Annotated in this window: 2 protein-coding genes; both read left to right on the top strand. The window is 75.9% G+C overall.

Translation table 11 applies throughout. The features are described from left to right. Nucleotides 1–415: phosphopantetheine-binding protein (locus tag JNW89_RS31065; RefSeq protein ID WP_238451784.1), on the top strand; the 415-nt coding region annotated here is incomplete at its 5' end. Next, the coding region (locus JNW89_RS31060) for an amino acid adenylation domain-containing protein (protein WP_238451783.1) at nt 412–3,595 on the top strand (3,184 nt) is incomplete at its 3' end. The genes JNW89_RS31065 and JNW89_RS31060, both read left to right, overlap by 4 nt.

The raw sequence follows: 3,595 nt of genomic DNA, 5'->3' as shown, positions 1-3,595 counted from the left end.
GCGGGCGCCGGGCGGCGCGGTCACCGAGGCGCCCTGCGCCGGCCACCTGGAGGCCGCCCTGCCGTACGCGATGATCCCGGCCGAGCTGCTCGTTTTCGACGCCCTACCGCTGCTCGGCAACGGCAAGGTCGACCGGGCCGCGCTGCCGGAGATCCGGGCCGAGGCCACCGGCGCCGCCCGGGTCGCCCCGCGCACCGACACCGAGCGGGTGATCGCCGAGGTCTGGGCCGAGCTGCTGGACCGCCCCGACGTCGGCGTCGAGGACGACTTCTTCGCCCTCGGCGGCCACTCGCTGACCGCCCTGCGAGTCATCTCCCGGCTGCGGGACCGGCTGGCCGCCACGCTCACCCTGCGCACCTTCTTCGAGGCCCGCACCATCGCCCGGCTCGCCCGGAAACTGGAGGAAACCCGATGACCGCCCTCACCCTCGCCCAGCAGGAGCTGCTCCGCCAGCGGCTCGCCGGACGCGCCGCGGCGCGGACCGCCCCGGACGGGATCACCCGGGGCGGCGACACCCGTGACCTGCCGGTCTCCTTCGGACAGGAGCGGCTGGTCTTCCTCGACCGGCTCGACGGCGCCGGCGCGGCGTACACCATCCCGGTGGCCTGGCGGCTCACCGGGCCGCTGGACCGCGACCGTCTGGACGGGGCGTTCGCCGCCCTGGTCGACCGGCACGACGCGCTGCGCACCCGATTCAGCGTGGTCGACGGGGTGGTCCGGCAGGAGATCCTGACCGGCTGGGCCGGCGTCGACTGGGGCGACGCGGGCAGCGCCGCCGAGGTCGCCGAGGCGGCCCGGCGGGTCGCCGGGGAGCCGTTCGACCTCGCCACCGGGCCGTTGTTCCGGGTCACCGGGTGGCGGCTCGGCCCGACCGACCAGGTGGTCCTGCTGACCATGCACCACATCGTCGCCGACGGCTGGTCGATGGGCGTCCTCGTCCGCGACCTGGAGGCGCTCTACGCCGGCGACCCCCGGCCCGAGCCCCCGGTCCGGTACGCCGACTACGCGGCCTGGCAGCGCGGCGCGGCCACCGGCGAGCGGCTGGGCCGGGACCTGGCCTACTGGCGGGACCAGCTCGCCGGCCTGCCGCCGCTGGAGCTGCCCACCGACACCGCCCGCCCCGCCCGCCGCTCCACCGCCGGCGCCACCTGCGAGTTCACTCTGGAACCGGAACTGGTCGACGCGCTGGAGCGGCTGGCCAAGGAGCGGGGCGCGACCCTCTACATGGCCCTGCTGGCCGCCTTCGAGGCGGTGCTCGGCCGGCTCACCGGGCAGGTCGACTTCGGCGTCGGCACCCCGGTCGCCGGGCGGACTCGGCCCGAGGTCGAGCAGGTCGTCGGCTTCTTCGTGAACACCCTGGTGCTCCGGGCCGACCTCGGCGGGAACCCGTCCTTTGCCGACCTGCTCGACCGGGTCCGGGCCGACGCCCTCGGCGCGTACGACCACCAGGAGGCACCCTTCGAGCGGGTGGTCGACGAGGTCAGCCGGGACCGCAGCCTGGACCGCACGCCGCTGTTCCAGGCCATGTTCAGCCTCGACGACGACGCCGACGACCGGCCGGTCCGCCTCGGCGGGGTGACCGGCGAGCGGTTCGACCTCGACCTCGACGCGGTCAAGTTCGACCTGATCCTGCAGACCGCCCGCCGCCCCGACGGGCTGGCCGCCGCGTTCTTCCACCGCGCCGACCTGTGGCGACCGGCGACCGTGCGACGCTGGGCCGCGCAGTACCGCCGGCTGCTGGAACAGGCCGTCGCCCACCCGGACACCCCGCTGTCCGACCTGGACCTGCTCCCCGACGACGAGCGCACCCAGCTCGCCGACTGGGCCACCCCGGCGCGCGGGTACGACTCGGCGGACCTGCTGCACGAGCGGTTCGCCCGGCACGCTGCCGCCACCCCGGAGGCCGTCGCCGTGGTGGCGGGGGAGGAGCGGATGGACTACGCCACGCTGAACCGGCGGGCAAACCAGCTCGCCCACCGGCTGCGCGCGGGCGGGGTCGGCCCGGAGACGATGGTGGCGCTCTGCGTGAACCGGAACGTCGACCTGGCCGTCGGCACCCTCGGCATCCTCAAGGCCGGCGGGGCGTACGTGCCGCTGGACCCGGAGCACCCACGCGACCGGCTCGCCTACGTGGTGGGCGACGCCGGGGTCCGGCTGGCCGTGGTGTCGCCCGGCCTCGCCGACCGGGTGCCGTTGGAGCCGACCGGGCTGCTCCGGCTGGACGACCCGGCGATCGCCGCCGCGCCGGACGACGAGCCGGTGCCGCTCGCCACCGCCGACAACCTCGCGTACGTCATCTACACCTCCGGCTCCACCGGCCGCCCGAAGGGCGTGTGCGTGCCGCACCGGCAGGTCATCCGCCTCCTCGACTCCTGCGTGGACGCGCTCGAACTGCCGCCCGGCGGGGTGTGGAGCCTGTTCCACTCGTACGCCTTCGACTTCGCCGTCTGGGAGCTGTGGGGCGCGCTGACCCGCGGCGGATTGGTGGTGCTGGTCGACAAGGCCACCGCCCGCGACCCGCACCGGTTCGCCGCGCTGCTGGCCGCCGAGCGGGTCACCATGCTCAGCCAGACCCCCGGCGCGTTCCGCAACCTGCGCGCCGCCCTCGGCGACCGACCCCTCGCCGACCTCGGCGTGCGGCACGTGGTGCTCGGCGGGGAGAAGCTCGACCTGCCGGAGCTGGACGGCTGGCTCGACGGCCCGGGCACCGGCGTGCGGCTGGTCAACATGTACGGCATCACCGAAACCACCGTCCACGTCACCCACCGCCTGGTCACCGCCGCTGACCTCGCCGGGGATGCCACCTCGCCGATCGGCCGGGCGCTCGGCGACCTGACCGTCCACGTGCTCGACCGGCACCTGCGCCCCGTCCCCGTCGGCGCAACCGGCGAGCTGTACGTCGGCGGCGCTGGCCTGGCACGCGGCTACCTGGTCCGCCCCGGCCTGACCGCGGACCGGTTCGTCCCCGACCCGTTCTCCGCCGACCCCGGTGCCCGGCTGTATCGCACCGGCGACCGGGCCCGGCACCTGCCCGGCGGTGAGCTGGAGTACCGGGGCCGCTCCGACGACCAGGTGAAGATCCGCGGCCACCGGATCGAGCTGGGCGAGGTGGAGGCCGCGCTGCTGCGGCACGACGCCGTCGGCCAGGCCGCCGTGGTGGCCCGGGGCCAACGCACCGGCGAGCACCGGCTGCACGCCTACCTGGTGGTCGACGGGGAGCTGACTGGGGAGGAGCTGCGCCGTTGGCTGCGCGACCGGCTGCCCGAGGCCATGGTGCCGGCCACCTTCACCGTGCTGCCGGCACTGCCGCTGACCGCCAACGGCAAGGTGGACCGCCGGGCGCTGCCCGCGGTTGACGGGTCCACGCTGGATGACACCCGGGAGCACGTGCCGCCGGCCTCCCCCACCGAGCGGCTGCTCGCCGAGGTGTGGTGCGCGGCGCTCGGCGCGGAGCGGGTCGGCGTCACCGACCGCTTCTTCGACCTCGGCGGCGACTCGATGCTCGCGCTGCGGGTGGTCGGGCTCGCCGAGCGGCGGGGCGTCACCGTCGCGCTGCGCGACGTCTTCGCCCACCAGGCGCTCGGCGAGCTGGCCC

The sequence above is a fragment of the Micromonospora sp. 4G55 genome (assembly GCF_016803375.1).
This window is presented reverse-complemented; position numbering and strand designations above follow the sequence as displayed.